At 72.0% G+C, this 25481-nt stretch carries 24 protein-coding genes and 1 tRNA gene; 15 read left to right on the top strand and 10 right to left on the bottom strand.

Annotation, left to right across the window (positions count from 1 at the left end; all coding sequences use genetic code 11):
• The first annotated feature begins 216 nt into the window (after positions 1–216).
• Positions 217–2034 carry a tetratricopeptide repeat protein gene (locus ACZ6EG_RS16920; RefSeq protein WP_469605247.1) on the top strand — a complete coding sequence of 606 codons (1818 nt, stop codon included), beginning with the start codon at positions 217–219 and terminating at the stop codon, positions 2032–2034.
• 104 nt (positions 2035–2138) lie between these two features.
• Positions 2139–2212, top strand: a tRNA-Met gene (locus tag ACZ6EG_RS16915).
• Between the two features lie 140 nt (positions 2213–2352).
• On the opposite strand, the gene ACZ6EG_RS16910 is transcribed toward ACZ6EG_RS16915, so the two are convergent.
• Positions 2353–2769: a Fur family transcriptional regulator gene (locus tag ACZ6EG_RS16910; RefSeq protein ID WP_053136827.1), complete on the bottom strand. Its 417-nt coding sequence runs from the start codon at positions 2767–2769 to the stop codon at positions 2353–2355.
• A 144-nt stretch (positions 2770–2913) separates the two neighbouring features.
• On the opposite strand from ACZ6EG_RS16910, the gene ACZ6EG_RS16905 reads away from it, so the two are divergent.
• On the top strand, positions 2914–4365 hold the full coding sequence (locus tag ACZ6EG_RS16905) for a catalase (protein ID WP_469605243.1): 1452 nt from the start codon (positions 2914–2916) through the stop codon (positions 4363–4365).
• A gap of 87 nt (positions 4366–4452) precedes the next feature.
• On the opposite strand, the gene ACZ6EG_RS16900 is transcribed toward ACZ6EG_RS16905, so the two are convergent.
• Positions 4453–4860: a CBS domain-containing protein gene (locus tag ACZ6EG_RS16900; RefSeq protein WP_391969631.1), complete on the bottom strand. Its 408-nt coding sequence runs from the start codon at positions 4858–4860 to the stop codon at positions 4453–4455.
• Positions 4861–5013: 153 nt separating this feature from the next.
• Positions 5014–5814 carry a histidinol-phosphatase gene (hisN, locus tag ACZ6EG_RS16895; protein WP_383645098.1) on the bottom strand — a complete coding sequence of 267 codons (801 nt, stop codon included), beginning with the start codon at positions 5812–5814 and terminating at the stop codon, positions 5014–5016.
• A 250-nt stretch (positions 5815–6064) separates the two neighbouring features.
• Between hisN and ACZ6EG_RS16890 the strand changes: the two genes are divergently transcribed.
• A complete protein-coding gene (locus tag ACZ6EG_RS16890; protein ID WP_391969630.1) occupies positions 6065–6682 on the top strand; it encodes a TetR/AcrR family transcriptional regulator in 618 nt (205 codons plus the stop codon).
• Between the two features lie 11 nt (positions 6683–6693).
• Here the strand turns inward: ACZ6EG_RS16890 and ACZ6EG_RS16885 are convergent, their stop codons facing one another.
• From ACZ6EG_RS16885 to ACZ6EG_RS16870, 4 genes are all read right to left on the bottom strand, one after another.
• Positions 6694–7017 (bottom strand): DMT family transporter, encoded by a 324-nt coding sequence (locus tag ACZ6EG_RS16885; RefSeq protein ID WP_053136842.1) that lies wholly within the window; start codon positions 7015–7017, stop codon positions 6694–6696.
• A 162-nt stretch (positions 7018–7179) separates the two neighbouring features.
• A complete protein-coding gene (gene rsgA / locus ACZ6EG_RS16880) occupies positions 7180–8193 on the bottom strand; it encodes a ribosome small subunit-dependent GTPase A (protein ID WP_391969629.1) in 1014 nt (337 codons plus the stop codon).
• Positions 8194–8205: 12 nt separating this feature from the next.
• Positions 8206–9522: a 3-phosphoshikimate 1-carboxyvinyltransferase gene (gene aroA, locus ACZ6EG_RS16875; protein WP_391969628.1), complete on the bottom strand. Its 1317-nt coding sequence runs from the start codon at positions 9520–9522 to the stop codon at positions 8206–8208.
• A 150-nt stretch (positions 9523–9672) separates the two neighbouring features.
• The gene (locus ACZ6EG_RS16870; RefSeq protein ID WP_391969627.1) at positions 9673–10395 is read right to left on the bottom strand and encodes a M50 family metallopeptidase; all 723 of its coding nucleotides are present in this window, start codon (positions 10393–10395) and stop codon (positions 9673–9675) included.
• 102 nt (positions 10396–10497) lie between these two features.
• Between ACZ6EG_RS16870 and ACZ6EG_RS16865 the strand changes: the two genes are divergently transcribed.
• From ACZ6EG_RS16865 to ACZ6EG_RS16820, 10 genes are all read left to right on the top strand, one after another.
• Complete coding sequence (locus ACZ6EG_RS16865; protein WP_469605230.1) at positions 10498–11313, top strand: SOS response-associated peptidase; 816 nt, start codon at positions 10498–10500, stop codon at positions 11311–11313.
• A 1-nt stretch (position 11314) separates the two neighbouring features.
• Entirely contained in the window at positions 11315–11968 is a 654-nt protein-coding gene (locus tag ACZ6EG_RS16860) for an alpha/beta hydrolase family protein (RefSeq protein ID WP_469605227.1), read from the top strand.
• A 326-nt stretch (positions 11969–12294) separates the two neighbouring features.
• Positions 12295–12978: an RNA polymerase sigma factor SigR gene (sigR, locus tag ACZ6EG_RS16855; protein WP_391969795.1), complete on the top strand. Its 684-nt coding sequence runs from the start codon at positions 12295–12297 to the stop codon at positions 12976–12978.
• Positions 12975–13286 carry a mycothiol system anti-sigma-R factor gene (rsrA, locus tag ACZ6EG_RS16850; RefSeq protein WP_356604415.1) on the top strand — a complete coding sequence of 104 codons (312 nt, stop codon included), beginning with the start codon at positions 12975–12977 and terminating at the stop codon, positions 13284–13286. The genes sigR and rsrA overlap by 4 nt, the downstream gene beginning before the upstream one ends.
• A gap of 167 nt (positions 13287–13453) precedes the next feature.
• Positions 13454–14815, top strand: coding sequence for an HD-GYP domain-containing protein (locus tag ACZ6EG_RS16845; protein ID WP_469605224.1), 1362 nt, complete (start codon positions 13454–13456; stop codon positions 14813–14815).
• Between the two features lie 70 nt (positions 14816–14885).
• Complete coding sequence (locus ACZ6EG_RS16840) at positions 14886–16142, top strand: HD-GYP domain-containing protein (RefSeq protein WP_391969794.1); 1257 nt, start codon at positions 14886–14888, stop codon at positions 16140–16142.
• Positions 16143–16308: 166 nt separating this feature from the next.
• Entirely contained in the window at positions 16309–17289 is a 981-nt protein-coding gene (locus ACZ6EG_RS16835) for a tetratricopeptide repeat protein (RefSeq protein WP_356604419.1), read from the top strand.
• Between the two features lie 87 nt (positions 17290–17376).
• The gene (gene def / locus ACZ6EG_RS16830) at positions 17377–18027 is read left to right on the top strand and encodes a peptide deformylase (protein ID WP_391969623.1); all 651 of its coding nucleotides are present in this window, start codon (positions 17377–17379) and stop codon (positions 18025–18027) included.
• A 248-nt stretch (positions 18028–18275) separates the two neighbouring features.
• A complete protein-coding gene (gene cyc1 / locus ACZ6EG_RS16825; protein WP_469605220.1) occupies positions 18276–19367 on the top strand; it encodes an epi-isozizaene synthase in 1092 nt (363 codons plus the stop codon).
• Complete coding sequence (locus ACZ6EG_RS16820; RefSeq protein ID WP_391969621.1) at positions 19364–20779, top strand: bifunctional albaflavenone monooxygenase/terpene synthase; 1416 nt, start codon at positions 19364–19366, stop codon at positions 20777–20779. Before cyc1 ends, ACZ6EG_RS16820 begins: the two co-directional genes overlap by 4 nt.
• A gap of 3 nt (positions 20780–20782) precedes the next feature.
• Here the strand turns inward: ACZ6EG_RS16820 and ACZ6EG_RS16815 are convergent, their stop codons facing one another.
• The gene (locus tag ACZ6EG_RS16815) at positions 20783–21751 is read right to left on the bottom strand and encodes a GlxA family transcriptional regulator (RefSeq protein WP_391969620.1); all 969 of its coding nucleotides are present in this window, start codon (positions 21749–21751) and stop codon (positions 20783–20785) included.
• 92 nt (positions 21752–21843) lie between these two features.
• On the opposite strand from ACZ6EG_RS16815, the gene ACZ6EG_RS16810 reads away from it, so the two are divergent.
• On the top strand, positions 21844–22098 hold the full coding sequence (locus tag ACZ6EG_RS16810; protein WP_391969619.1) for an ATP synthase subunit B family protein: 255 nt from the start codon (positions 21844–21846) through the stop codon (positions 22096–22098).
• Here the strand turns inward: ACZ6EG_RS16810 and ACZ6EG_RS16805 are convergent.
• Entirely contained in the window at positions 22011–23042 is a 1032-nt protein-coding gene (locus tag ACZ6EG_RS16805; protein WP_391969618.1) for a ribonucleotide-diphosphate reductase subunit beta, read from the bottom strand. The two genes, ACZ6EG_RS16810 and ACZ6EG_RS16805, sit on opposite strands and share 88 nt — an antisense overlap.
• Entirely contained in the window at positions 23042–25414 is a 2373-nt protein-coding gene (locus ACZ6EG_RS16800) for a ribonucleoside-diphosphate reductase subunit alpha (RefSeq protein WP_391969617.1), read from the bottom strand. The genes ACZ6EG_RS16805 and ACZ6EG_RS16800 overlap by 1 nt, the downstream gene beginning before the upstream one ends.
• Between the last annotated feature and the right edge of the window lie 67 nt (positions 25415–25481).

Genomic DNA, 25481 nt, shown 5'->3' with positions numbered 1-25481 from the left:
GCGACCACGAAGGCCCGGATTCCACAAGGAATCCGGGCCTTCGTGATGTGCGAACGCATGTGCCGACGGGGGCGACGGCCGCGCCGCCCAGGGGAGTTGGGCCCATCTGTGTTTGACTTGTCTCCCTGTGGGCATGTCGACAAAACGCTGAAGTGACCTCACTGGCTGCGGTATACCGGATGTACCCAGGTTGCAGGTGGTGCGACGATGGACGTTATGGGGGACATGGCAAATCTGTTCGGCACAGGGCGTTTTGCCCAGCCGTCGGGTCAGGAGGAGACCGCGGACGAGGCTCAGGAAGTCGCCGACGAGGCCGCCGAGGAAGTGCGTCGGCGGATCGCCGCCGATGCCGGTGACGTCGAGGCGATGAGTGTCCTCGGCGCGATGCTGCTGCGCCGCGGCGACTTCGACGGCGCCGAGACCCACCTGCGCGCCGCCACCGCAGCCGGCGACCGAGCCGCCGCCAACAACCTGGGCGTCCTGTTGCACCAGCGCGGATACGCGGACGAGGCCGCCGGCTGGTGGCGGATCGCCGCCGTCGCCGGGTCCGCCGCGGCCGCGCACGCCCTGGGGCGGCACTTCCGCGAGCGCGGGGACGAGCCCGCCGCCGAGTACTGGCTGTGCCAGTCCGCCGAACAGGGACACGTGCTGGGCGCCTACGCGCTCGCGGACCTGTTGGAGCACCGCGGCGACGAGGCCGGTTCCGAGCGGTGGATGCGGGCCGCGGCCGAACGCGGGCACCGGGAGGCCGCTTACCGGCTGGCCCGGTCGCTGGACCGTGCCGCCCGGCCGGACCGGGACTCCGAGGACGGGCCGGCGACCCCGGCGTCCGAGGAGGCCGAGCAGTGGTACCGGCAGGCCGCCGCACGCGGTCACCGGCGAGCCGCCCTGCACCTCGGGACGATCCTGGAGAAGCGCGGCGAGCTGAAGGAGGCCGCGCGCTGGTACCTGACGTCCGCCAAGGACGGCGAGGCCCGCGCGGCCTGCGCGCTCGGCTTCCTGCTCCGGGACGCCGGGGACGTCGAGAGCGCCGCCGTGTGGTGGCTGCGGGCCGCCCAGGACGGCGACGGCAACGCCGCCAACGCCCTGGGCGCGCTGCACGCCGAGCGTGGCGAGACACAGACCGCCGAGCGCTGGTACCGCGCGGCGATGGACGCCGGGGACGACAACGGGGCGTACAACCTCGGGCTGCTCTGCGCCGAACAGGGGCGCACCACGCAGGCCGAGCAGTGGTACCGCCGGGCGGCCTACGCGGGACACCGGGAGGCCTCCAACGCGCTGGCGATCCTGCTGCTGCGCGGCGGGGACGAGACCGGCGCCGAGCCGTGGTTCTCCAAGGCCGCCGAGGCGGGCAGTGTGGACGCCGCCTTCAACCTCGGCATCCTGCACGCGGGACGGGACGAGGAGCGGGCGGCGCTGAGCTGGTACGAGCGGGCCGCGGCCGCCGGGCACACGGAGGCGGCCCTGCAGGTCGGGATGGCGCGCCTGCGTGCCGGGGACGAGCGCGACGCCGAGCGGTTCCTGCGGTGCGCGGCCGGGGGTGGCAGCGCGGAGGCCGCCTACCGCCTGGCGACGGTGCTCGACGCCCGCCGGCCGCCTGCGCCCGCCCACGAGCTGGGCGAGCCGGCGCACGAGAAGTCCGAGTGCGAGGAGTGGTACGAGCGGGCGGCCTCCCAGGGGCACCGCCGCGCCCAGGTGCGGGTCGGCATGCTGGCCGCGGCCCGGGGCGACGTGGTGGAGGCGGCCCGGTGGTACCGGGAGGCGGCCGAGGCCGGGTCCCGCAACGGCGCCTTCAACCTCGGGCTGCTGCTGGCGCGGGAGGGGAGCGAGCCCGAGGCCGTCGTGTGGTGGCGCCGCGCGGCCGACGCGGGGCACGGGCGGGCGGCGCTGCGGCTGGCGCTGGTCTGCGCGCGGCGGGGCGAGCTGGCCCAGGGGCAGCGGTGGGCCGACCGGGCCGTCTCGCTGGGACCTCGGGAGGTGGCGGAACGGGCGGCCCGGCTGCGGGACGCGCTGCGGCAGGAGCTGTCGGCCTGACGCCGCGCGCCTCCGCGCCGCCCGGCGGGGCGGAGGCGGGGCGCGGCCGGGGCGGAAGCGATTTGCTTCCGGTCGAGGGGTTGACGTAGTGTTCACTTCATCGACGCGGGGTGGAGCAGCTCGGTAGCTCGCTGGGCTCATAACCCAGAGGTCGCAGGTTCAAATCCTGTCCCCGCTACTGAAGGCCGAGGGCCGGAATCCGAAAGGGTTCCGGCCCTCGGCGTGTTGGGCGGCAGTGAGCGCCGTAAGCAGCGGTCGCGACGTGAGTGAGCCCCGGCAACCAGAGGCTGCCGGGGCTCACTCGTACGTGGAAGGGGTCTAGGCCGCCGCGCAGTTCGGACAGGTGCCGCGGTAGGTCACCTCGACGTCCGAGACGGTGAAGCCGAAGCGCTCCGAGTCGGGGAGGTCGGCCATCGGATTGCCGGTCGGGTGGACGTCGCGGATCGCGCCGCACTGGGCGCAGACCAGGTGGTGGTGCGGCCGGTGCGCGTTGGGGTCGTACCGCTTCGCGCGCTTGTCCGTCGCGACCTCGAGCACCTCGCCGAGCGAGACCAGTTCACCCAGGGTGTTGTAGACGGTCGCCCGGGAGATCTCGGGGAGCTTGTCCACGGCTCGGGCGTGCACCTCGTCGGCCGTCAGATGGACGTGTTCGCCCTCGAGGACCTCGGCCACCACACGCCGCTGCGCGGTCATGCGCCATCCGCGTCCGCGCAGTCGTTCCAGTAGGTCACTCATGGAGGCCAGCCTAACAGCTAGGGGGACCAGGTCCCGAACGTGTGTGACTTTGGAGCCTTACTTGACTTAGACAATGTCTATTGTAGGATCGAGACCGGCATTAGCCAAGGGACAGGTTTTGCAGGATTGGCGCAGGAGGCGTACGTGACTCAGGGACCGCTTACTACGGAGGCCGGTGCTCCGGTAGCCGACAACCAGAACAGCGAGACCGCGGGTGCCGGCGGCCCCGTGCTCGTCCAGGACCAGCTCCTTCTCGAGAAGCTGGCCCACTTCAACCGTGAGCGCATCCCGGAGCGTGTCGTGCACGCCCGCGGTGCCGGCGCCTACGGCACCTTCACGGTCACCGCCGATGTCACCCGGTACACGCGTGCCGCGTTCCTCTCCGAGGTCGGCAAGGAGACGGAGACCTTCCTCCGCTTCTCGACCGTGGCCGGCAACCTGGGTGCGGCGGACGCCGTCCGCGACCCGCGTGGCTTCGCGCTGAAGTTCTACACCGAAGAGGGCAACTACGACCTCGTCGGCAACAACACCCCGGTGTTCTTCATCAAGGACGCCATCAAGTTCCCCGACTTCATCCACACCCAGAAGCGCGACCCGTACACGGGCAGCCAGGAGGCGGACAACGTCTGGGACTTCTGGAGCCTGTCGCCGGAGTCGACGCACCAGGTGACCTGGCTGCACGGCGACCGCGGCATCCCCGCCTCGTACCGGCACATGGACGGCTTCGGTTCGCACACCTACCAGTGGAACAACGAGGCCGGCGAGGCCTTCTGGGTGAAGTACCACTTCAAGACGGACCAGGGCATCAAGAACCTGACCGCCGAGGAGGCCGCCAAGCTCGCCGGTGAGGACCCCGACTCCCACCAGCGCGACCTGCGTGAGGCCATCGAGCGCGGCGACTTCCCGTCCTGGGCGGTCGGCGTGCAGATCATGCCGGTGGCCGAGGCGGCGACCTACCGCTTCAACCCGTTCGACCTGACCAAGGTGTGGCCGCACGCGGACTACCCGATCGTCTGGTTCGGCAAGCTGGAGCTCAACCGCAACCCGCAGAACATCTTCGCCGAGGTCGAGCAGTCGATCTTCTCCCCGGCGCACTTCGTGCCCGGCATCGGCCCGTCCCCGGACAAGATGCTCCAGGGCCGCCTCTTCGCGTACGGCGACGCCCACCGCTACCGCGTCGGCATCAACGCCGACCACCTGCCGGTGAACCGCCCGCACGCCACCGAGGCCCGCACCCACGCGCGTGACGGTTTCCTGTACGACGGTCGGCACGGCGGCGCGAAGAACTACGAGCCGAACAGCTTCGGCGGCCCGTTCCAGACGGACCGGGCGCTGTGGCAGCCGGTGGCCCTCACCGGTGTCACGGGCAACACCGAGGCTCCCGTGCACGCCGAGGACAACGACTTCGTCCAGGCGGGCAACCTCTACCGCCTGATGACGGAGGAGGAGAAGGAGCGCCTGGTCGCCAACCTGGCGGGCGGCATCTCCCAGGTCTCGCGCGAGGACATCGTCGAGCGCGCGATCAACAACTTCCGTCAGGCCGACGGAGACTTCGGCAAGCGGCTGGAGGCCGCGGTCCAGGCCCTGCGCGGCTGACGTCCAGCACTGGACCGCTTGTCGTAGCGGCGGGCCGGATCCCCGGGAACGGGGGTCCGGCCCGTTCGTCGTCGTCGCGCGGTCCGCTCAGGCCGTCACCGCCGGCTTCTCGTGCCGCGGTCGGGCCGGCGCCCAGCAGCGGATGATGTCGCGGACCGAGACGATGCCCGCGGGCTCGCCGCCGTCGAGGACGATGAGGTGGCGGAAACCGCCGTGCACCATCGCTTGGGCGGCCTCCTCCACGGTCCAGCACGGCGCGGCGAACACGACGTCGGTGGTCGTGTGGGCGTGGGCCCGTTCGGTGTCGGGGTCCTGGCCCAGGCCCACGGAGATGAGGACGTCGCGTTCGGTCAGGATGCCGATGCCGCCGGCGTCGGGGTCGTGCACCACGGCCGCGCCGACGCGGCGCGCGGACATCAGCGCGGCGGCCTGGCGGAGGGTGTGGTCGGGGCCGATGGTGAGGACGACCGTGCTCATGGCTTGGCGGACGAGCATGGGTGGAGCCACCTCCTGCCGGTGATCCATGAGTTGGTTCATGGATTCACAATTTCACAAGTGGGGGACTCTCAGAGTGGCAGGTAAAGCACAGGTCAACAAGAGGGCGTGAAGAGTGCGGAGCGGGGCGCTCGAGGCGCGCCCGCAGCGCGCTCAGTAGCGCTGGTTGAGGTAGCCGAGCAGCTCGTCGTGGAGCCGGCCGTTGGACGCCGCCGCGTTGCCGCTGTGCGGGCCGGGGCGGCCGTCGAGGCCGGTGAAGGTGCCGCCGGCCTCCGTGACGATGATCGCGTTCGCGGCCATGTCCCAGAGGGAGAGCTCGGGTTCGGCGCAGAGGTCGACCGAGCCCTCGGCGACCATCATGTACGGCCAGAAGTCGCCGTACGCGCGCGTGCGCCACACCTCGCGGGTCAGGTCCAGGAAGCCGTCCAGCCGGCCCTGCTCCTCCCAGCCGCTGAGCGAGGAGTACGCGAAGGAGGCGTCGGAGAGCGCGGACACCTGGGAGACCTGGAGCCGGGAGGCCGAGGTCAGGCTGCGTCCGGTGAAGGCGCCGTGGTCCTTCACCGCCCACCAGCGACGGCCCAGGGCCGGGGCGGAGACGAGGCCGACGACGGGCTGGTAACCGCCTTCGGCGGCTTCCGTGAGCGCGATGAGGGTGGCCCAGACGGGGACGCCGCGCACGTAGTTCTTGGTGCCGTCGATCGGGTCGATGATCCAGCGGCGGGAGCCGCTGCCCGCCACGCCGAACTCCTCGCCGTGGACCGAGTCGCGGGGCCGGGCCCGGGCGAGGTGGCCGCGGATGAGTTCCTCGGCGGCCTTGTCCGCTTCGCTCACCGGGGTCATGTCCGGCTTCGTCTCGACCTTCAGGTCGAGGGCCTTGAAGCGGTCCATCGTCGCGGCGTCGGCGGCGTCCGCGAGGACGTGGGCGAGGCGGAGGTCGTCGAGGTAGTCGGCCATGCGGTCACGGTATCTGCCGGAAGCGGGGCGGGGCCACCAGGGGTTTCGCGGGACGAGCGGGGCCGAGTCGACGGAGGGGCGCCTCGGGCGGGGCGGCGCCCGGTCGTTGGCGGGACGCGGGCGGGTGGGGCCGCGGCGGAGGGGGCCGTCCGGCCCGGCGTGGCGGGGCATCCTTGCCGCGCGAGGACCCTTGACAGTGCCCCCATACCCGTCAAATCTGGGCACCAGGTCGTTCGGCCCGAGGGAGGCGATGGTGCCTGCAGCCCGGGAGTCCCTGCTCGATGCCGCCTACACGGCGTTGGCGCGTCGACCGTGGGCCGCTGTGCGGATGGTGGACGTGGCGGCGGCGGCCGGGGTGTCCCGGCAGACGCTGTACAACGAGTTCGGCAGCAAGGACGGACTCGCCAGGGCGCTCGTCCGCAGGGAGGCGGACGGGTACCTGGCCGGGGTGGACCGCGCGCTGTCCGGCGGCCCGGGCGACCCCCGCGAACGGCTCGCCGCCACCGCCGAGTGGACCACGTCCGCCGCCCGCGAGAACGTCCTGGTACGGGCCATGCTCACCGGCTGCTGGAGCGAACGGCTGCCCGCCCCGGCCCTGACGGCGGTGCCGTCCACCTCCGCCGTACCGGCGCAGCGCCGCGCCGACGGCCCGCTGCCCTCACCCGGTGACCTCGTCGCCCTCGTCCGCGACCGTGCCGTCGCCGCCCTGAACGGCGCGGGCCCGCCCACGCCGCCGAGCGCCACGGAACTGACCCGCTCCTGCGAACTGGCCGTACGGCTCGCGCTGTCCTGCGTCGCGGCGCCGCCCGGCGAGGGAGGGGCCGGGGAACTCGTACGCACCGTGCTGCCGCGCGAACTGACGGTGTGACGGGGGACGCGTCAGTGCGCCGAGCCCGACAACTGCAGTCCGATCACGCCGATGATGACGAAGCTGATCGACACGATCTTCAGGGTCGAGACCAGGTCGCCGAGGAAGATCATGCCGTAGATGGCGGTGCCGGCCGCGCCGATGCCGGTCCACACCGCGTACGCGGGGCCGACGTCGAGCTTCTTCAGGGACATGGTCAGCAGGCCGAAGCTGCCCAGCGCGAAGACGCAGAAGGCGATGGTGGGCCAGAGCCGGGTGAAGCCGTGCGACAGCTTCAGGCAGACGGCGAAGCCGGTTTCGAGCACCCCGGCCACTATGACCAGCAGCCACGCCATGTCGTGTCCTCCCGTAGTCCCGTACCGTGACCGCTGCGTCGCCTGCTCGTCTTCACTTGGTCGCTACGTCCGGCTTTGCTCAGGCTTGGATCCGGCTTGGTGCGATTATGCACTTACCGGTGGCACGGCACGGCAAACAACGCGAAGGTCGCCGCCTTCCTGTCAGTCGCCTTCCTTCCGCTCCCGCGTCGACAGCAGCCGGCGCAGCGAGTACAGCCGGGCCGGGTCGGCGTGTCCGTCGGCGACCCAGGCGTCCAGTGCGCAGTCGGGCTCGTCGTGGCTGCACGCGCGGGGGCAGCCCTCGGTGCCCGGCACCAGGTCGGGGAAGGCGTGGATCACGCGGGACGGGTCGATGTGCGCGAGCCCGAACGACCGTACGCCCGGCGTGTCGACGACCCAGCCGCCCGTGTCCGTGGCCAGGGGCAGGGCGAGGGCCGAGGTGGTGGTGTGCCGGCCGCGTCCCGTCACCGCGTTGACGTGGCCCGTCACGCGACGGCGGTCCTCCGGCACCAGGGTGTTGACCAGGGTCGTCTTGCCGACGCCGGAGTGGCCCACGAAGGCCGTGATCTTGCCGTCCAGGTGCTCCCGGACGAGGTCGGCCGCGGCGCCGTTCTCCAGCTCCTCGCGGCTGGTGACGACGTAGGGGATGTCCAACGCGCCGTACAGCTCCAAAAGTTCGTCCGGCGGGGCGAGGTCCGACTTGGTCATCACCAGCAGCGGGGTGAGGCCGCCGTCGAAGGCCGCGACCAGGCAGCGGTCGATCAGGCGGGGGCGCGGCTCGGGGTCCGCGAGGGCGGTGACGATGGCGAGCTGGTCGGCGTTGGCGACGACGACGCGCTCGTAGGGGTCGTCGTCGTCCGCCGTGCGGCGCAGGACGGAGCTGCGCTCCTCGATGCGGACGATGCGCGCGAGGGTGTCCTTCGTGCCGGTGAGGTCGCCGACCAGGGCCACCCGGTCGCCGACGATCGCGGCCTTGCGGCCGAGTTCCCTGGCCTTCATCGCCATGACCACCCGGTCCTCGACGAGGCAGGTCAGGCGTCCGCGGTCCACGGTGAGGACCAAACCCTCGGCCGCGTCCTCGTGCTTGGGCCGGGTGTGGGTGCGCGGTCGGTTGCCCTTGCGGTTGGGGCGGGACCGGATGTCGTCCTCGTCGGTGTGCTTGCCGTAGCGGCGCATGGCGATCCGTCCCTACGCCCCGAGCATCCCGGTCCACAGGTCGGGGAACTCGGGCAAGGTCTTGGCCGTCGTCGCCACGTTCTCGATCTCCACGCCCTCCACGCCGAGGCCGATGATCGCGCCGGCCGTGGCCATGCGGTGGTCCTCGTAGGTGTGGAAGACGCCGCCGTGCAGCCGGCGCGGGCGGATGTGCAGGCCGTCGGCGGTCTCGGTGACGTCACCGCCGAGTTCGTTGATCTCCTTGGTGAGCGCGGCCAGGCGGTCCGTCTCGTGCAGGCGCAGGTGCGCCACCCCGCGCAGGGTCGAGGGGGAGTCCGCGAGGGCGGCGACGGCCGCGATGCCCGGGGTCAGTTCGCCGACCTCGCCGAGGTCGACGTCGATGCCGTGCACGGCACCCGAACCGGTGAAGACCAGCCCGTAGTCCGTCAGTTCGCAGGCGCCGCCCATCTCGGTGAAGATCTCGCGGAGCCGGTCACCCGGCTGGGTGGTGCGGGACGGCCAGTCCGGGATGACCACCTTGCCGCCGGTCACCAGCGCCGCCGCCAGGAAGGGCTGGGCGTTGGAGAGGTCCGGCTCGATGGTCAGGTCCCGGCCGAGCAGCGCGCCCGGCGTGACCCGCCAGACGTTCGGCTCGCCGCCGGACTCCGGGGTGTCGACCTGGGCGCCGACCGCGCGCAGCATGTCGACGGTCATGCGGATGTGCGGCATGGACGGCAGCGCGGAGCCGGTGTGGCGGACCTCGACGCCCTGGTTGAAGCGCGGTCCGGACAGGAGCAGGGCGCTCACGAACTGCGAGGACGAGGAGGCGTCGATCGCGACCGGGCCGCCCTCCAGCGCCCCGCCACCGTGCACGGTCAACGGCAGCGCACCCCGCGCGTCGTCGTCGATCCGGGCGCCGAGGGCGCGCAGCGCGTCGATCACGCCGTGCAGGGGACGCTCGTACGACCGCGGGTCGCCGTCGAAGCGGATGGGGCCGTCGGCGAGCGTGGCGACCGGCGGCAGGAAGCGCATGACCGTGCCGGCGTTGCCGACGTCGACCGTGGCCGGTCCCCGCAGGCCCGCCGGGATGACCCGCCAGAACTCGCCGGTGCCGTCCGGACCGACGCCCTCCTCGATCTCGACGCCCATCGCGCGCAGGGCCCCGGCCATCAGCAGGGTGTCCCGGGAGCGCAGCGGACGGCGCAGCCAGCCGGGCTCGGAGGCGAGGGCGGCCAGTACCAGAGCGCGGTTGGTGACCGATTTGGACCCGGGCACATGGACGGTCGCGTCGACGGCCCCGCTCGCGTGCGGGGCGGGCCAGAGGGCGGTGTGCGCGGGGTTCACGGTCATGGGCCCCACTTTAATGGCTGAGGACGAGCACAGATCTTGATCAAAAGCGGCGAAACCTGACCGAAAGTGCTGCGAGGGCATGTGCCGTGCATATATGCGACAGCGGCCGGAGAGCGCGGACCACGCGGCGGACGCGGGGGACCGTCGCGTTCACAGCTCCAGCAGCCAGCGTCCCCCGCCCACCAGTGAGCACAGCGACACCGCGTGGAACAGGAAGAACCACACCCCCGCCGGCGCGTGCGTCAGCCGGGCCAGCTGGTCCGCGTCCGAGTCGCCGGTGCCGCCGCGCGCCCGCTTCGCCTGCAGCTCGAAGGCCGGCCGCACCCCGCCGAGGAGCAGGAACCACACCACCGCGTACGCGAACGCCGCCTGCACCTGCGGGCCGGCCAGCCAGGACACCAGGACGAAGGTGGCGCCGGTGAGCACCACCGTCAGCACCCCGTAGGCGTTGCGGACCATCACCAGCAGGGCGGCGAGCAGCGCCGTCGCCAGCCACAGCAGCAGGGTGATGCGTCCCGAGGCCAGCAGCGCGGCGCCGCCGAGGCCGAGCAGCGGGGGAGCGGTGTAGCCGGCGACCGCGGTGAGGATCATCCCGAGCCCGTGCGGCTTGCCCCGGCTGACGGTCAGGCCGCTGGTGTCCGAGTGCAGGGTGATGCCGGTCAGCGTCCGCCCGGTCAGCAGCGCCACCAGCCCGTGGCCGCCCTCGTGGGCGATGGTGACGGCGTTGCGGGCTATCCGCCACAGCCCGTGCGGCACGACGACCGCGAGCGCGGCGACCAGGGTCGCGATCACCACCCACAGGTCGGGATCGGGCTGGGTGCCGGAGACCTCGTCCCAGAGGGAGGCGAGCGAGGCCGATGCGAGGTGGTCCATGTCCGGTGAGGGCTCCTCGTGCGATCGGTCGGGCAGGTGGTGCGCGCCGTCCCGTCGACGGGTGGTGGCCGGAAGACGGGCGGGCCTGGCAGTGTGGCACGTATGTGCGGACGGTATGCGGCGAGTCGTCGACCCGAGGATCTCGCGGGAATCTTCGGGATCGAGAAGTGGGAGCCCGAGGAGACCTTGGAGCCCGACTACAACGTGGCCCCGACCAAGGAGGTCTACGCCGTCCTCGACCGCCCCCTGAAGGACGTCGAGGACCCGAAGCCGGTTCGCCAGCTGCGGAAGCTGAAGTGGGGCCTGGTCCCCTCCTGGTCCAAGACGCCCGAGGGCGGCGCCCGGATGATCAACGCGCGCGCGGAGACCGTCCACGAGAAGCCGTCCTACCGCCGTGCCTTCGCCACCCGGCGCTGCATCCTGCCCGCCGACGGCTACTTCGAATGGGTCACCGGCAAGCAGGAGCGCGACCTGGAGGTCGAGGGGCGCAGGAAGCGGCCCCGCAAGCAGCCGTACTTCGTGACCCCGGCCGACGGGTCCGTCTTCGCCATGGCGGGCCTGTACGAGTTCTGGCGGGACAAGACGCTGCCGGACGACCACCCGCGGGCCTGGTGGGTCACGTGCTCGGTGATCACCACGGAGGCCGAGACCACCCCCCTGGCGCTCGCCCCGGACGACGGACCGCACGCCCTCGCGGACATCCACCCCAGGATGCCGCTGATGCTCACGCCGGACCGGTGGGACGACTGGCTCGACCCGACGCGCACGGACCCCGACGAGCTGACCTCGCTGCTGGCGCCGCCGCCCGCAGGGCTGATGCGGGCGTTCCCCGTCACCACGGCCGTGAGCAACGTGCGCAACAACGGTCCCGAGCTGCTGAAGGAGCTGGAGGGACCGGAAGAGGGCACACTCTTCTGACGTGAGCAGCGAGAACACGCAGACCGAGACCGTCCCCACGGACACCGGCACCGCCCGCGTCACCTGGCACCCGGCGCAGACGCCCCGTCTCGTACTGGGCGTGAGCCACGGCGCGGGCGGCGGCATCGAGGCGCGCGACCTCAGGGCACTGGCGGACGCGCTGCCGGCGCACGGCGTGACCGTCGCCCTCGTCGAGCAGCCCTGGCGGGTGGCCGGCAGGAAGCTCGCGCCCGCGCCGAAGACCCTGGACGCCGGCTGGCGGGGCATCTGGCCCGCGCTGGCCGCGCCCGGGCTGCCGGTGATCTCGGGCGGCCGCAGCGCCGGCGCCCGCGTCGCCTGCCGCACCGCCGCCGAACTGGGCGCCCACGCCGTCCTCGCCCTGAGCTTCCCGCTGCACCCGCCGGGCAAGCCGGAGAAGTCCCGCGCGGAGGAACTGCTGGGGGCCGGCGTGCCGACCCTCGTCGTCCAGGGCGGCAACGACCCGTTCGGCCGCCCGGAGGAGTTCCCGAAGACCCCGGCGGGCACCTACGACCTGATCGAGGTGGCGTACGGCGACCATGGTCTCGCCGTGCCCAAGCGGGCGCCGACCACCCAGGAACAGGCCCTGGAAACGATCACCGACGGGGTCCTGGAGTGGGTCCGCTCACTCGGGTGACGGCCCGGGAATGACCGGCGGACGGCCGCTGTTGTGGCGGACATACCGTGCTGAGCACCAGCACCAGCACCGACGCCGTACGAGAGGGAGCCCGTCGCATGGCATCAGCCTTCTGCCCGAGTCGCAGCAGCCGCGCCGACCTGGACTGGACAGTGCTGCACGCGGCGAAGACCGCCCCCGTCCGGACGTCGGGCGGACCGGATCGGCCGGCGTCCCCGGCCGCGGGACGAGCGCCCTCGACCCTTGGACAAGCGGCCTTGACCGCAGGTCGTCTATCCTCCGATTCGAGCGGGGCCGCATTCGGTTCCGTGACGTCACTGGAGGAGGTGGGTCCGGTCACTGGGACCGACGCAGGGACCGAACACGGCCAGGCGGAGCAGCCCGAGGGCCGGGGCGGGGGCACGGAGTCGTCCGCGGAGCGCAGCGCGCGCTTCGAGCGGGACGCGCTGGAGTTCCTCGACCAGATGTACTCGGCCGCGCTGCGCATGACGCGCAACCCGGCCGACGCCGAGGACCTGGTGCAGGAGACCTACGCCAAGGCGTACGCGTCCTTCCACCAGTTCCGCGAGGGCACCAACCTCAAGGCGTGGCTGTACCGCATCCTCACCAACACCTTCATCAACTCGTACCGCAAGAAGCAGCGCGAACCCCAGCGCAGCGCGGCCGAGGAGATCGAGGACTGGCAGCTCGCGCGCGCCGAGTCGCACATGTCGACCGGTCTGCGCTCCGCCGAGTCGCAGGCGCTCGACCATCTGCCCGACTCGGACGTGAAGCAGGCGCTCCAGGCGATCCCCGAGGAGTTCCGTATCGCCGTGTACCTGGCGGACGTCGAGGGCTTTGCCTACAAGGAGATCGCCGACATCATGGGGACACCCATCGGTACGGTGATGTCCCGGCTGCACCGTGGACGGCGTCAGCTGCGCGGCATGCTGGAGGACTACGCCCGCGATCGCGGCCTGGTCCCGGCCGGCGCCGGAGAGTCGAACGAAGCGAAAGGCTCGGGGTCATGAGCTGCGGAGAGCCGCACGAGACGGAGTGCAGCGAAATCCTCGATCATCTCTACGAGTTCCTCGACAAGGAGATGCCGGACTCGGACTGCGTGAAGTTCGAGCACCACTTCGAGGAGTGCTCGCCCTGCCTGGAGAAGTACGGGCTGGAGCAGGCCGTGAAGAAGCTGGTCAAGCGGTGCTGCGGGCAGGACGACGTACCGGGTGACCTGAGGTCCAAGGTGATGGGCCGGATCGACCTGATCCGCTCCGGGCAGTCCGTGCCCGAACACGACGTCACGGCCGCGCCGCCGACTCCGCAGGAGTCCTGAGGCGGTCCCGGACCGGTCCGGTTCCGTACCGGTCCGGTCCCCTTACGTGACGTGGCACGTCAGGAGCCACATCACTCGTACGTGCTAATCCGCGGGTTATCTGTCCGCACGTCCCTGCCCCCGCCCTAGGCTCCGGAGCCTGACAGACATGGCCGGGGGAGGGGCACATGGACGCCGTACCGGCACGCGCGCGGGCGTACGTCGCCGGCGCGGTCCTCGCCGCCCTGGTCTGTCTGCGCCCGCTGCCGGAGGCGGACACACCCTGGTGGACCGTGGCGCTGCTCGCCGGGCTGTGCGCGGGCTCGGAGCTGGCCGCCCGTTCCGCCCGCTCCTGTTCCTTCGGCACCTGCTACCCCGTCCTGCTCGCCGGGGCCTTCCTGCTGCCACCGCCGGCCGCCGCGCTCGTGGCGCTGCCCGGGGCCCTGCTGTCGCCGGTGGCGCGGCGCCCCGCCGCGCTGCGGCGCGTCTGGCGGGCCGCTCAGCTGGCCCTCGCCGTGTGGGCGGCGGCACGGGTGCACGGGGGCCTCGACGGCCCGGAGGCGGTCGTCGCGGCCGACTTCCCGTACGCGCTCGGGCCGGCGGGGGCCGCGGTGCTGGCCTTCTGCCTGGTGCTGACCCTGCTGGACGGCGGCATCTCGGTGCTCGCCGACCGGGTGCCCGCGCGCCGGGCCTGGCGCGGGCTGTTCTCCCGGTCGCCGGCGCCGATCGCCGTGCACGGTCTCGCCGGGCTGATGATGGCCGTCCTGTGGCGCAGCCCGTACGGGGCCGTCGCCGCGCTGCTCGTGCTGCCGCCGATGTGCGTGGCGTGGTGGGCCTTCGCCCAGTACCACCGGGAGCGGGCCGCCCACCAGGCGACCATCCGCGCCCTGGTGCAGGCCGTCGACATCAAGGACGGCTACACGCGCGGGCACAGCGAGCGCGTCGGACAGGCCTCCATGATGATCGCCCGGGAACTGGGCATGGACGACGAGCGCGTCGAGACGCTCCGCTTCGCCGGGATCCTGCACGACGTCGGCAAGCTCGGTGTGCCCACCCGGCTGCTGCGCAAGGACGGGCCGCTGACGCCCGAGGAACGCCGGGTGATCGAGCTGCACCCCGAGTACGGGCACGAGATGGTGCGCGGCATCCGCTTCCTGGGCGAGGCCCGGGCCGCCGTCCTCCACCACCACGAACGACTGGACGGCAGCGGCTACCCGTACGGCCTGACCGGCGACCGGATCCCGGAGTCGGCCCGGGTGGTGGCCGTCGCCGACGCCTTCGACGCGATGACGTCCACGCGCTCCTACCGCCGGGCCCGGCCCGTCCCGGCGGCCGTGGAGGAACTCCGGCGGTGCGCCGGGGCCCAGTTCGACCCGCGGATGGTCGGAGCGCTGGTCCGCGCCCTGGACCGCCACGGCTGGCGCCCGGCCGTGACGGCGGACGGCACGCCGGCCAGGCCCCCGGACGCGGTCCCGGGCCGTCGCGGTGGGGAGCCGGGGGACAGCGTCGGCGGAGGGGCGCGGAACAGCGCGGGGAGAGGGGCGCGATGACGGAACAGCCGGGGCGAGGCACCGGCACCCACTGCGGGGGCGGGACGTGACGGCGTCACCGTACGGGCCCCTGACCGCGTACCGGCCCCGGGCGTCGGCGGCTTACACGCTGCTCCCGGCGTGTGCCGGGCTGCTCGCGCTCGCCTCCCTCGTGTCCGTCCTGTGGTCGGGACCGGCGGACCGGTCCGCCGCGCTCGCCTTCGGTCTTCTCGTCGCCCTCGGCGAGCTGACCCGGTGGACGGGGACCGGGGCCCGGGAGGCCGCGCCGCTCGCGGCCGCCGGAGCGCCGGCGTACGCCCTGCTCGGGGACGTCGCCGGGCGGCCCACCCAGCACGGCGTCGGCCAGACCGTCACCGTCGTGCTCGCCGCCTCCCTGCTCGGCAGCGTGCCCCGCATCGCGCGGGGCGGCGGGCCCGTGCTGGACCACCTGGCGCGGCGCGTGCTCACCGTCGCCTTCGCCGCCGTGTGCTTCCGGCCGCTGTACACCCAAGGGGCCTTCCACGACTGGAGCGGTCCCGCCCAGGTGCTGCTGCTCCTCGCCCTGCTGGCCCTGACCGCGCTGTGCGACGCCCTGCTCGCCGCGGCCCCGGCGCACGCACGCACCGGGTGGCCCTTCGGCCCGCTGCTGCGCGAGGAGCTGCGCGGCATGGTCGGGATCACGTCCGCGGTCTGCGCGACCGGGGCGGTGATGGCGCTCGCGGTGGCCGTCGCGGGGCTGTGGGCGCTCCCCGTCCTGTGCGTACCGCTGCTCCTCACCCAGCTGTCCTACCGGCGGTACGCGGCCGTGCGGGCCACCTACCGGCAGACCATCGCCTCCCTGGCCCGGGCCACCGAGATCGCCGGGTACACCCCGGCCGGTCACGCCCGCCGCGTCGCCGGGCTCAGCGGCGCCGTCGGGCGCGAGCTGGGGCTGTCCGGCACGGACCTGACCGTGCTGGAGTACGCGGCCCTCATGCACGACATCGGCCAGCTGAGCCTCGTCGACCCGGTACCGGCCGGAGCCACCGCCTGCCTGCCCGCCGCGGAGCAGCGGCGCATCGCCCTGCTCGGCGGGGCCGTCGTGCGCCAGACCGGGGTCGACGCGGCGGTCGCGGTGGTGGTGGAGCGCCAGGCCGACCCCTGCCGGGAGCAGCCGCTCGCCGCGCGGATCGTGCGGGCCGTCAACGCCTACGAGGAGAAGGCGCGGGACGCCGGCCCCGGCGGCGGCCTCACGGCGCTGGAGGAGCTGCGCCTGGCCACCGCGGACGACTACGCACCCGACGTCGTGGAGGCGCTGGCCCGGGTGCTCTCCCGGCAGGGAGAGGCCAGGCGTGAGCGGCTCGGTTGAGGGCAGGGGCGGGACGGGGGCGGGCTGTCTTACCGGCCCCGCTACTGGGTAACCCATGGGTAATGAGCGACCTCGTGGCCGTACGTGGTTGGATGCGAAGGAGAAGGTGTCCGGGGGCGCGGGAAGGCACAGCCAGCCCACAGAACGGAACTGGCAGGCGGGAATCGTGAGGATCTTCGGCAAGGGACGGCACCGGCCCTCCGCCTCCTGGCGGCAGGCCACCGACCGGGCGTTCACACTGATCGGCGACGGTCGGTACGAGGATGCCGGCGCGCTGCTCACGCGCGCCGCCGACCTGGAACCGTGGCTGTCGGAGTCCTGGTTCAACCTCGCCCTGCTGCACAAGTTCCGGCACGACTGGGAGCAGGCCAGGGCGGCCGGCCTGCGGGCCGTGGCGCTGCTCGACCGGGACGTCGGTGCGCCCGACTGGTGGAACGTCGGCATCGCGGCGACCGCCCTGCAGGACTGGCCGCTGGCCCGCCGGGCCTGGCAGGCCTACGGGCTGCGTACCCCGGGGAACGCGACGGACGCCGGCGAGCCGCTCGGCATGGAGCTGGGCAGCGCCGCCGTCCGGCTGTCCCCGGAGGGGGAGGCCGAGGTCGTCTGGGGGCGGCGGCTGGACCCCGCCCGCGTCGAGGTGCTGTCCATCCCGCTGCCCTCCTCCGGCCGGCGCTGGGGTGAGGTCGTCCTGCACGACGGGGTGCCGCACGGGGAGCGGACCACCACCGCCGGACACGCCTACCCGGTCTTCGACGAGATCGAGCTGTGGGCGCCGTCGCCCGTGCCCACCTGGGTGGTCCTCCTGGAGGCCGCCACCGAGGCCGACCGGGACGCCCTGGAGCAGCTCGCCGCCGACGCGGGGTTCGCCGCCGAGGACTGGTCGTCGTCGGTCCGGCTGCTGTGCCGGATGTGCTCGGAGTCACGGATGCCGTCCGACGAGGGCGAGGGCGAGCACCTCGACCCGCACGACCACAGCGAACCGGGGCATCCCGGGCCGCTCGGCCACCGCACCGACGGGCAGCTGTGGGTGCCGGAGCGGGAGTGCGGGGTGGCGGCGCCGGCCGCGCTGGTGAGGGGGCTGCTGGACGGGTGGGTCGCGGACAGCCCGGACTCGCGTGACTGGCGGGATCTGGAAGAGGTCTGCTGAGCGGCCCCGTAGTCTTTACCAGCGCCTGGGCGGCAGCGGTCGCCGGCGGCATCACCCTTAGTTGTTCGAGGAAGGCATACGTCGGTCATGGCCCAGCAGGACACCGATCAGCAGCACGCGGGCGTGCTCCCCGTGGACGAGGACGGGTTCGTCGTCGACACCGGGGAGTGCGAGGAGCGCGAGACGGCCTGGCGGGAGCGCGGCACCTCGCGTCCGATCACGGTGGTCGGCAACCCGGTGCTGCACAAGGAGTGCGAGGACGTCACCGACTTCGGCGAGGAGTTCCAGCAGCTGGTCGCGGACATGTTCGCCAGCCAGCGCACCGCCGAGGGCGTCGGCCTCGCCGCCAACCAGATCGGCGTCGCCAAGAAGGTCTTCGTCTACGACTGCCCCGACGACGAGGGCGTCCGCCACGTGGGCGTGGTCTGCAACCCGCGGCTCGTCGAACTGCCCGCCGACCGGCGCCGGCTGGACGACAGCAACGAGGGCTGCCTGTCCGTGCCCACCGCCTACGCGCCGCTCGCCCGCCCCGACTACGCCGAGGTGACCGGGCAGGACGAGAAGGGCAACCCGGTCAAGGTGCGCGGCACCGGCTACTTCGCACGGTGTTTGCAGCACGAGACGGACCACCTGTACGGGTACCTGTACATCGATCGGCTCTCCAAGCGTGAACGCAGGGAAGCGCTGCGGCAGATGGCCGAGAACGAGCCGCGCTACCCCGTGGTCGCGAACGACTGACACCGCCCCACCGGTCACACATCTTCCGTACGCACGGCGCCTGTTCGGGACTCCCCCGGGCAGGCGCCGTGCGTCTGTCGGAACCTGCCACACAACAGGAGAATTCCGGCACCAGGGGTAGTGAATGGAGCAAATCCGTTCCCATAGCGGTCAGTTGTGGTGCTGAATAGGAAGCGCGGGGATACGCAACGGCGCACGCCCCGCTCAGCGCGAGGGGTGCGCCACCGGCGGCTGAGAGGGGTTTGTTCGTGCATGCTTTCTCACACGGCACCACAGCGACACCGACCGCGATCGCAGTACCGCCATCGCTCCGCCTTCCGGTGATCGAGGCGGCATTTCCCCGCCGACTGCACCCGTATTGGCCGCGGCTCCAGGAGAAGACCCGTACCTGGCTGCTCGAGAAACGGCTCATGCCGGCGGACAAGGTCGCGGAATATGCCGATGGCCTGTGCTACACGGATCTCATGGCGGGGTACTACCTGGGCGCCCCCGACGAGGTCCTGCAGGCGATCGCGGACTACAGCGCCTGGTTCTTCGTCTGGGACGACCGGCACGACCGCGACATCGTCCACGACCGCCCCGGCGCCTGGCGGCGGCTGCGGAACCAGCTGCACGCGGCCCTCGACTCTCCCGAGGACCACCTGCACCACGAGGACACCCTGGTCGCCGGGTTCGCCGACAGTGTGCGGCGGTTGTACGCCTTCCTGCCGCCGCCGGCGAAGTGGAATGCCCGGTTCGCCCGGCACTTCCACGCGGTGATCGAGGCGTACGACCGGGAATTCCACAACCGGACCCACGGAATCGTGCCCGGGGTGGAGGAGTACCTCGAACTGCGCCGGCTCACGTTCGCGCACTGGATCTGGACCGATCTGCTGGAGCCGAGCGCGGGCTGCGAACTCCCGGACACCGTGCGGAAACACCCGGCGTACCGTCGGGCCGCCTTACTGAGTCAGGAATTCGCCGCCTGGTACAACGACCTCTGCTCCCTGCCCAAGGAAATTGCGGGCGACGAGGTCCACAATCTCGGTATCAGCCTCATCACTCATCACGGACTGACCCTGGAGGAATCCATAGGGGAAGTCCGGCGGTGCGTGGAGGAATGCATCACCGAATTTCTCGGCGTGGAACAGGAAGCGTTACGGCTCGCCGACCGGCTCGACGACGGCACCGTGCGCGGAAAAGAACTGAGCGGCGCGGTGCGGGCCAACGTCGGCAATATGCGGAACTGGTTCAGTTCCGTCTACTGGTTCCACCACGAGTCCGGCCGGTACATGGTCGACAACTGGGACGACCGGTCCACACCCCCGTACGTCAACAACGAAGCGGCAGGTGAGAAATGACCGTCCAGTCCTTCCCCGAGTCCCCGGCGACCGCCGGACAGGACGCGCCCGCGTCCCCCGTGAGCCGGGACCAGGCGACACCCGAGCTGCGCGAGCCGCCCGTGGCGGGCGGCGGCGTCCCGCTCCTCGGCCACGGCTGGCGGCTGGCCCGTGACCCGCTGGCCTTCATGTCCCAGCTGCGCGACCACGGTGACATCGTTCGCATCAAGCTGGGCCCCAAGACCGTCTACGCGGTCACCGCGCCCGAACTCACGGGCGCCCTGGCCCTGAGCCCCGACTACCACATAGCCGGTCCGCTCTGGGAGTCCCTGGAGGGCCTGCTCGGCAAGGAGGGCGTGGCGACGGCCAACGGCCCGCTCCACCGCCGGCAGCGGCGCACCATCCAGCCGGCGTTCCGGCTCGACGCCATCCCCGCCTACGGGCCGATCATGGAGGAGGAGGCACACGCGCTCGCCGAACGCTGGCAGCCCGGGCGGACGGTCGACGCCACCTCCGAGTCCTTCCGGGTCGCCGTGCGCGTCGCGGCCCGCTGCCTGCTGCGCGGCCAGTACATGGACGAGCGGGCGGAGCGGCTGTGCGTCGCGCTCGCCACCGTCTTCCGGGGCATGTACCGGCGCATGGTCGTCCCGCTGGGGCCGCTCTACCGGCTGCCGCTTCCGGCCAATCGCGAATTCAACAACGCGCTGGCCGATCTGCACCTGCTGGTCGACGAGATCATCGCCGAGCGCCGCGCGTCCGGTCAAAAGCCGGACGATTTGCTGACGGCGTTGCTGGAGGCGAAGGACGACAATGGTGACCCGATCGGTGAACAGGAGATCCACGACCAGGTGGTCGCGATACTCACCCCCGGAAGTGAGACCATCGCCTCCACCATCATGTGGTTGCTGCAGGCACTTGCCGACCACCCGGAACACGCGGACCGCATACGGGACGAAGTCCGGGAGGTCACCGGAGGGCGCCCCGTCGCATTCGAGGACGTCCGCAGACTCACCCACACGAACAATGTCATCGTGGAAGCCATGCGTTTGCGTCCCGCCGTGTGGGTATTGACGCGCCGCGCGGTCGTCGAGACCGAACTCGGTGGCTATCGCATTCCGGCCGGGTCGGACATCATCTACAGTCCGTTCGCAATCCAGCGCGATGCGAAGTCGTACGCCGACAACCTGGAGTTCGACCCGGACCGATGGCTTCCGGAGCGTGCGGGGGCGGTACCGAAATACGCCATGAAGCCGTTCAGCGTCGGCAATCGGAAGTGCCCGAGCGACCACTTCTCGATGGCGCAGCTGACGCTGATCACGGCGGCCCTGGCCGCGAAGTACCGCTTCGAGCAGGTGGCCGGCTCCAACGACGCGGTCCGGGTGGGCATCACCCTCCGTCCGCACGACCTGCTGGTCAGGCCCGTGGCCCGGTGACGCTCAGGCCGCCGCCTGCGGGCCGCGGAAGGCGCGCCGGTAGGCGTGCGGTGTGGTGTCCAGGGCCCTGACGAACTGGTGCCTGAGGGCCGCTGCCGTACCGAATCCGGTGCGCCACGCGATCGCGTCCATGGTCTCGTCCGTCGCCTCCAGCAGCCGCTGGGCCAGCAGCACGCGCTGGCGCAGTATCCAGCGGTAGGGGGTCGTACCCGTCTCCTGCTGGAAGCGGCGGGCGAAGGTGCGCGGCGACATGTGCGCCCGCGCCGCGAGCTGGTCGACGGTGACCTCCTCGTCGAGGTGCTGCTCCATCCAGGACAGCACCTCGCCGACGGTGTCGCAGGAGGAACGCGGCAGCGGCCGTTCGATGTACTGGGCCTGGCCGCCGTCCCGGTGCGGCGGCACGACCATGCGCCGGGCGATCTTGTTGGCGACCTCCGGCCCCTGCTCCTTGCGGACGATGTGCAGACAGGCGTCGATGCCGGCGGCGGTGCCGGCGCTGGTGATCACCGGGTCCTCGTCCACGTAGAGCACGTCGGGGGCCACGGACGCCCGCGGGTACTGCCGGGTCAGCTCGGCGGCGTGGTGCCAGTGCACCGCGCACCGCCGGCCGTCCAGCAGACCGGCGGCGCCCAGCACGAACACCCCGGAGCACACGCTCAACACCCGCGCACCCCGGTCCACGGCCCGCCGCAGCGCCTCCAGCAGCTCCGGCGGGTACTCGCGGCGGGCGAAGTCGCTCCCCGCCGGCACCGTGATCAGGTCGGCCTCCTCCAGCCGCTCCAGCCCGTACGGCGTGGAGACGGTGAGCCCGCCGACGTGGGTGGTCAGCTCGGGGCCCTCCGCGGAGACCACCGCGAAGTCGTACCGCGGCAGGCCCTCGTCGGTCCGGTCGATGCCGAAGACCTCGCAGACGACGCCGAGTTCGAAAGGATGCGCGCCGTCCAGCAGGACGGCTGCCACGTTCCGCAACATGCCGACAGTGTGCCTCGGAAGTGGCAGGAAATCGAGGCCCTGCGGCAGTCCTGCCACTGCCGGTAAGGAGTCCGGGGCGCGACAGTGGTGTCATGAACAGCAACCAGATGGAAGCCCTGATCGGAATGCTCGTGACCTTCGGACTCCTGGTCCTCATGGTCCTCCCCTCGGTGATCGGCATCGTGCGCGAGAAGCGCATCGACCGTCAGCTCAGGGAGGCCCAGGAGAACCGGCGGGAGAGCGAGGAGCCCCGGCGGACTCAGAAGTCCTCGGACAGGTCGACGGTGCCCTCCACCGCGACCTGGTACGCCGAGGGGCGGCGCTCGAAGAAGTTGGTCAGCTCCTGAACGCCCTGCAGCTCCATGAAGGAGAAGGGGTTCTCGGAGCCGTACACCGGGGCGAAGCCGAGCCGCGTCAGACGCTGGTCGGCGACGCACTCCAGGTACTCCCGCATCGAGTCGGTGTTCATGCCCGGGAGGCCGTCACCGCACAGGTCGCGCGCGAACTGCAGCTCGGCCTCGACGGCCTCCCGCAGCATGTCGGTGACCTGCTGCCGGAGCTGGTCGTCGAACAGCTCCGGCTCCTCCTTGCGCACCGTGTCCACCACGTCGAAGGCGAAGGACATGTGCATGGTCTCGTCCCGGAACACCCAGTTGGTGCCGGTGGCCAGGCCGTGCAGCAGGCCCCGGCTGCGGAACCAGTACACGTAGGCGAAGGCGCCGTAGAAGAACAGGCCCTCGATGCACGCGGCGAAGCAGATGAGGTTGAGCAGGAAGCGGCGGCGGTCGGCCCGGCTCTCCAGCCGGTCGATCGACTCGACCGAGTCCATCCACTTGAAGCAGAACCCGGCCTTCTCGCGGATGGAGGGGATGTTCTCCACGGCCGCGAAGGCGGCGGCGCGGTCCTCCGGGTCGGGCAGGTAGGTGTCCAGCAGCGTCAGGTAGAACTGGACGTGCACGGCCTCCTCGAAGAGCTGGCGGGACAGGTACAGCCGCGCCTCGGGGGAGTTGATGTGCTTGTAGAGGGTGAGCACCAGGTTGTTCGCGACGATCGAGTCGCCGGTGGCGAAGAAGGCCACCAGCCGGCCGATCAGGTGCTGCTCCATGGGGCTGAGCTTCGCCAGGTCGGCGACGTCCGAGTGGAGGTCGACCTCCTCGACGTGCCAGGTGTTCTTGATGGCGTCCCGGTAGCGCTCGTAGAAGTCCGGGTAGCGCATGGGGCGCAGGGTCAGTTCGAAGCCCGGGTCGAGCAGGTTCTTGGTGGCGGGGGTCGCGGGGATCTCGGTGGTCATTACTGGCAGGCCTCGCAGGACTCGGGGTTCTCCAGGGAGCAGGCGACCGCTTCGGGATCGGGGGTCTGCTGTGCGGGGACGGTGGCCCGGGCGGCGGCGCGGGCGATGCGGGTCGCCGGGCGGGAACGCAGGTAGTACGTGGTCTTCAGGCCCTGCTTCCAGGCGTACGCGTACATCGAGGAGAGCTTCCCGATGGTCGGCGTCTCCAGGAACAGGTTCAGCGACTGGGCCTGGTCGAGGTAGGGGGTGCGGGCGGCGGCCATGTCGATCAGGCCGCGCTGCGGGATCTCCCAGGCGGTGCGGTACAGGGCGCGGACGTCCTCGGGGATCCAGGAGAAGCCCTGCACCGAGCCGTTGGCCTCGCGCAGCGCCTCGCGGGTGCGGGCGTCCCACACGCCGAGCCGCTTGAGGTCGTCCACCAGGTACGAGTTGACCTGGAGGAACTCGCCGGAGAGCGTCTCGCGCTTGAACAGGTTGGACACCTGCGGCTCGATGCACTCGTAGGCGCCCACGATCGAGGCGATGGTGGCGGTCGGGGCGATCGCCAGGAGCAGGGAGTTGCGCAGGCCGGTGGTGGCCATGCGCGCGCGCAGCGCGGCCCAGCGCTCGGGCCAGGCGGCCTCGACGCCGTAGTGGTCGGGGTGCAGCACGCCCCGGGCCGTACGGGTCTTCTCCCAGGCCGGCAGCGGGCCGTTGCGCTCGGCGAGGTCGGTGGAGGTCTCGTAGGCCGCGAGCATGATGCGCTCGGCGATGCGGGTGGAGAGGGCCTTCGCCTCGGGGGAGTCGAAGGGCAGGCGCAGCCGGAAGAAGACGTCCTGCAGGCCCATCGCGCCGAGGCCCACCGGGCGCCAGCGGGCGTTGGAGCGGCCCGCCTGCTCGGTCGGGTAGAAGTTGATGTCGACGACCCGGTCCAGGAAGGTGACGGCGGTGCGGACGGTGGCGTCCAGCCGCTCCCAGTCGAGGTCGCCCGCGGCCACGTCGACGAAGGCGCCGAGGTTGACCGAGCCCAGGTTGCAGACCGCCGTCTCCCCGTCGTCGGTGACCTCCAGGATCTCCGTGCAGAGGTTGGAGGAGTGGACGACGTGGCCCGGCTCGGCGGTCTGGTTGGCGGTGCGGTTGGCGGTGTCCTTGAAGGTCATCCAGCCGTTGCCGGTCTGCGCGAGGGTACGCATCATGCGCCCGTACAGCTCACGGGCGGGCAGCGTCCTGCGGGCCAGCCCCGCCGCCTCCGCCGCGCGGTACGCCGCGTCGAACTCCGCGCCCCAGAGGTCGACCAGCTCGGGCACGTCGGCGGGTGAGAACAGGGACCACTGCCCGTCGGCGTCCACCCGGCGCATGAACTCGTCCGGCACCCAGTGGGCGAGGTTGAGGTTGTGGGTGCGGCGGGCGTCCTCGCCGGTGTTGTCCCGCAGCTCCAGGAACTCCTCGATGTCGGCGTGCCAGGTCTCCAGGTAGACCGCCGCGGCGCCCTTGCGCCGGCCGCCCTGGTTCACGGCGGCGACCGAGGCGTCGAGCGTCTTCAGGAACGGGACGATGCCGTTGGAGTGCCCGTTGGTGCCGCGGATGAGCGAGCCGCGGGAGCGGATGCGGGAGTAGGCGATGCCGATGCCGCCGGCGTGCTTGGAGAGGCGGGCCACCTGGTGGAGGCGGTCGTAGAGGGAGTCCAGCTCGTCCTTGGGGGAGTCGAGGAGGTAGCAGGACGACATCTGGGCGTGCCGGGTGCCGGAGTTGAAGAGGGTGGGGGAGGAGGGCAGGTAGTCGAGGCGGCTCATCAGCCCGTAGAGGGCGGCCACCTCGTCGGCCGAGCGGGCGGTGTCGTCCTCGGCGAGCCCGGCGGCCACGCGCAGCATGAAGTGCTGGGGCGTCTCGACCACCTTGCGGGTGATCGGGTGCCGGAGCAGGTAGCGGCTGTGCAGGGTGCGCAGACCGAAGTAGCCGAAGCGGTCGTCGGCGGCCGGGTCGATCAGCGCGTCCAGGCGCTCCGCGTGCCGCCGTACGAACGCGGCGGTGCGGTCGGCGATCAGGCCCTCGCGGTGACCGGTGGCGACCGACCCGGTGAAGGACGTGACGCCCTGGGAGGCGGCCTCGGCCCGGATGGTGAGGGTCAGCAGGCGGGCGGCGAGCCGGGAGTAGACCGGGTCCTCCGAGATCAGTCCGGCGGCGGCCTCGGTGGCCAGCTCGCGCAGCTCGGCCTCGTCCGCACGGGCGGACCGGCCGCGCAGCGCGGCGGCGGCGACCCGGCCGGGGTCGGCGCCCGGGAGGTCGGCGGTCAGCTCGGTCAGGGTCCGCAGCAACGCGGTACCGGGACCGTCCGGTTCCCCGGTCGCCGTCACCGGGGTCGCTGAAGCCGGATCGGCTGGCGCGATGGTCACGTGGAGCACTCCCTCGCTCGGCACGGGGCCCGGCGGAGGGCAGGAGGCAGTTCACGAGCGCGCACGG

Source organism: Streptomyces sp. NPDC041968 (genome assembly GCF_055589025.1).
The sequence above is the reverse complement of the archived record's forward strand: the minus strand, read 5'-3'. Positions and strand labels throughout refer to the sequence as shown.

What these genes read in the sequence shown, in the direction of transcription:
- ACZ6EG_RS16920 (WP_469605247.1), top strand. Translation starts at nt 217, where the DNA reads ATGGGGGACATGGCAAATCTGTTCGGCACAGGGCGTTTTGCCCAGCCG.
- ACZ6EG_RS16910 (WP_053136827.1), bottom strand. Translation starts at nt 2,769, where the DNA reads ATGAGTGACCTACTGGAACGACTGCGCGGACGCGGATGGCGCATGACC.
- ACZ6EG_RS16900 (WP_391969631.1), bottom strand. Translation starts at nt 4,860, where the DNA reads ATGCTCGTCCGCCAAGCCATGAGCACGGTCGTCCTCACCATCGGCCCC.
- hisN (WP_383645098.1), bottom strand. Translation starts at nt 5,814, where the DNA reads ATGGCCGACTACCTCGACGACCTCCGCCTCGCCCACGTCCTCGCGGAC.
- ACZ6EG_RS16890 (WP_391969630.1), top strand. Translation starts at nt 6,065, where the DNA reads ATGGTGCCTGCAGCCCGGGAGTCCCTGCTCGATGCCGCCTACACGGCG.
- ACZ6EG_RS16885 (WP_053136842.1), bottom strand. Translation starts at nt 7,017, where the DNA reads ATGGCGTGGCTGCTGGTCATAGTGGCCGGGGTGCTCGAAACCGGCTTC.
- rsgA (WP_391969629.1), bottom strand. Translation starts at nt 8,193, where the DNA reads ATGCGCCGCTACGGCAAGCACACCGACGAGGACGACATCCGGTCCCGC.
- aroA (WP_391969628.1), bottom strand. Translation starts at nt 9,522, where the DNA reads ATGACCGTGAACCCCGCGCACACCGCCCTCTGGCCCGCCCCGCACGCG.
- ACZ6EG_RS16870 (WP_391969627.1), bottom strand. Translation starts at nt 10,395, where the DNA reads ATGGACCACCTCGCATCGGCCTCGCTCGCCTCCCTCTGGGACGAGGTC.
- ACZ6EG_RS16865 (WP_469605230.1), top strand. Translation starts at nt 10,498, where the DNA reads ATGTGCGGACGGTATGCGGCGAGTCGTCGACCCGAGGATCTCGCGGGA.
- rsrA (WP_356604415.1), top strand. Translation starts at nt 12,975, where the DNA reads ATGAGCTGCGGAGAGCCGCACGAGACGGAGTGCAGCGAAATCCTCGAT.
- ACZ6EG_RS16845 (WP_469605224.1), top strand. Translation starts at nt 13,454, where the DNA reads ATGGACGCCGTACCGGCACGCGCGCGGGCGTACGTCGCCGGCGCGGTC.
- def (WP_391969623.1), top strand. Translation starts at nt 17,377, where the DNA reads ATGGCCCAGCAGGACACCGATCAGCAGCACGCGGGCGTGCTCCCCGTG.
- ACZ6EG_RS16820 (WP_391969621.1), top strand. Translation starts at nt 19,364, where the DNA reads ATGACCGTCCAGTCCTTCCCCGAGTCCCCGGCGACCGCCGGACAGGAC.
- ACZ6EG_RS16815 (WP_391969620.1), bottom strand. Translation starts at nt 21,751, where the DNA reads ATGTTGCGGAACGTGGCAGCCGTCCTGCTGGACGGCGCGCATCCTTTC.
- ACZ6EG_RS16810 (WP_391969619.1), top strand. Translation starts at nt 21,844, where the DNA reads ATGAACAGCAACCAGATGGAAGCCCTGATCGGAATGCTCGTGACCTTC.
- ACZ6EG_RS16805 (WP_391969618.1), bottom strand. Translation starts at nt 23,042, where the DNA reads ATGACCACCGAGATCCCCGCGACCCCCGCCACCAAGAACCTGCTCGAC.